General features: G+C 74.7%; 1 protein-coding gene. It reads right to left on the bottom strand.

Going from position 1 to position 2,978, the window contains the following annotated elements; translation table 11 throughout:
* The coding region (locus Q1N79_RS24490) for an FtsK/SpoIIIE domain-containing protein (RefSeq protein WP_300612837.1) at window positions 1-2,800 on the bottom strand (2,800 nt) is incomplete at its 3' end.
* Between the last annotated feature and the right edge of the window lie 178 nt (window positions 2,801-2,978).

Genomic DNA, 2,978 nt, shown 5'->3' with positions numbered 1-2,978 from the left:
CCCCCGCGAGCGCGGCCGTGGCCGAGGGCTCGCCGAGCGTCTCGACGGGGCGGGCGACCGCCACTGGCAGGGTTGCCCGCACCGCGGCGGTCACGGAGGAGCCGTCAGGCACGGGCCCGCCGAGGTAGCCGCCCTGGAACGGGGTGACCGCGCCGCGCTGCGTGCGCGCGTAGCCGCGGCCGCGCAGCCGCCGGTCGATCGCCGCCGCGTCGGGCACCTCGATGACCGCGGTGGAGTCCTGCGTGTCCTCGACCCGGAAGCACACCCGCAGCGCCACGTTGCTCCTGATGTCCTCGCTGACCACCCCGGCGGGTCGCTGCGTGGCCAGCACCAGGTGGATGCCAAGCGACCCGCCGCGGGCCGTGACATCGGTGAATTCCCGCATGATCTCGGGCATCTGCTCGGCGAGGAAGCGGAACTCGTCCACGATCAGCACAAGCCGCGGCAGCGGCCCCCTGGGCTCCCCGGCCGCGCGGTAGCCGCCGATGTCGGCGCACCTGGCCTCGGCGAGCAGCTGCTCCCGGTACCGGGACTCCGCGCGCAGCGCGACAAGCGCCCGCCTTGCCAGGTGCTCGTCGAGGTCGGTGAGAAACCCGGAGACGTGCGGCAGGTCCCGGCAGCCGGCGAACGAGGCGCCGCCCTTGTAGTCGATCAGCACGAACGCCAGCGATTCCGGCGTGTTGCCGAGCGCGAGCGAGGCGACCAGCGTCTGCAGGAACTCGCTCTTGCCGGCCCGGGTGGTACCCCCGACGAGCATGTGCGGCCCGTCGGCGGCGATGTCCAGCTCGAACGGCGCCCCCGCCGTCAGCCGGCCGAGCGGGACCCGGGTGAGCCGGCCGCCGCGCTGCCACAGGTCGGACACGGCGGCGGCGCTCGGCCGGCGCAGCCCCCACAGGTCAAGCAGCCGAACGGTCCCGCTTGTCCCCGCCTCGCCCTCGCTGGCTCTGTCCCTGATGGGCGCGAGCGACCGGGCCACCTCGTCAGCCCACCCCTCGCTCACCAGGTCGAGCCTGGCAACCTCCACCGCGCGGCCGCTCTCGCGCTCCCGGTAGACGCCGGTTCCGCCGCTGGCCGGATCGGTGTCCAGCCGTCCGCGGCACGTGTCAGGCAGGTCCCGCCAGTCATCGTCGCGGCAGATCACGTACACGCCGGCCGCCGGGCCGGCCGACAGCACCTCCCCGATGCCAGGCACGTCCCTGATGCTGGCGCACCCGTCGACGACGAGCACCACCACAGGCAGCGGACGGTGGTCGCCGCCGAACCCGCCGTACCCGCGGTGGCGCTGGTCGGCGGCCGCGGCGTGCCGCTTGGCCACCAGGTCGCGCAGTTCGGCTATCCGTTTCGCCCAGGTGACCCGGTCCGTGCCGACGCCGAGGTGACCGGCCGCGTCGCCGACCGGGCGCAGGTGCGGCAGCCAGCGGACCCACCGCCAGGCGCGCGGTTCCTCGGTCAGCACCACCAGCCGCAGGTCGCCCGGACCGTGCTGCACGGCGAGCTGGGCCACCGCCCAGGCCAGCGCGGGCCGGCTCGCCCCCCGCGGGCCCGCGATGCCGAGCACGCCCAGATCGCCGAGGGGGACGGCGACTGGCACGTCACGGACCAGCGGCTCCTGCGCGCCGCGCACGGTGACCGTGCTCGCGGGCAGGTCGCCTGAGCCGACCCTGATCCGCAGGAAGTCCTCGTCGTGCGGCGAGCGTTCCCACAGCCGGGTGCCCGGGCCACTGGCGATCTGCGCGAGGCTCGCCGGGTCGGGCAGTGCCTCCCTGCGCACCCGTTCCTCGGCCGCGACGGCCTCGGCGAGCCTGGCTTGTCCGGCCGCGGTCGCGTCCTGGAGCTGCCGCCTGGTGCTGCGCGCGTGCCCGGCCGCCGTCCGCTTGCCGGCGAGCTGCGGCACCAGCGAGGCGGCCACGCCGCCGAGGCCGAGCAGCAGGAACAGCCACTCGTGGGTCAGCCACCCGACGAGGGCGCCGGTCGCGAGCGCGACCACGGGCCCGATCAGCATGGTCAGCCAGGACGGCGACCTGTCGTGCCGCGGCCTGTCGCCGTCGCCGAGGTCGACGGCGACAGGCGCGGGCAGCGCGAGCACGGTCCGCGGCGGCTTGTTGACCAGCCAGCCGAACGGGTCCGCCGGGTTGGCGCGCAGCGGGATCGTGGCCCCGGCGTCGGGCACGGTGATCGTGAGCACGTCGTGGCCGACGTAGATGAGCTGGCCCGGGCGCACCGGCACCGGGTCGGTGCCGATCGCCACGCCGTCAAGCCCGGTGCCGTTCCGCGACCCCATGTCCCGCAGCGTGCAGCCGCCGCCGTCCGGGGCCACCGCGATCGTGCAGTGCGTGCGGCTGACGTCGGTGTTGCTCAGCCGGACCTGGTCGCCGTGCCGTCCCACGACGTTCTCGCCGGGGCCGAGCGGCACGACGAGGCCCGCATCGGGCCCGGATATCACGCGCAGCTCGAGCAGCCCCCCGCCGGCATCGCGTGGGCGGCTGGGGCGTCCGCCGGTGGCGCGGCTGCCGTGCGGCGGCCGGCCGCCGAAGCCGAGCCGGGCGCCTGCCCGGATGCCGCTGGTCCCCAGCGGGGCCGCCGGATCGAGCCTGGTGGTGCCGTCGAGCCAGATCTCGGGTACCCCGGCGGGCCGCGCCTGCGACAGCCCGTCGCGCATCGCGAGCAGCGCGGCGCTCAGGTCGCCGACCCGGTGCTGCGGTTCCGCCGAAATGAGACAGTCGATTTCGGCTGCGGAAACCGCGTCACGCACGTCGGTAATGCTGACCTGGAAATCCATCAGCGGCCCTCCCTGAGGCATGCAAAAAACCGTAGCGATACGGTCGCATCACGTCACGACGACTTATCCGCGCGGTTTGCGAAATGCCTCATATCCGCACCTTCGGCCATGCTACATTCTCGGTCCCGAGCGCAGAGCATGATCCGGCGCGGCTCCCCTCAGGTGGTTTCCGCGGGCCGGGCGGGCACCGTCAGCCGCA

The organism is Trebonia sp., from assembly GCF_030042015.1.
In the GTDB taxonomy this organism is placed as follows: Bacteria; Actinomycetota; Actinomycetes; order Streptosporangiales; family Streptosporangiaceae; genus Trebonia.
The sequence above is the reverse complement of the archived record's forward strand: the minus strand, read 5'-3'. Positions and strand labels throughout refer to the sequence as shown.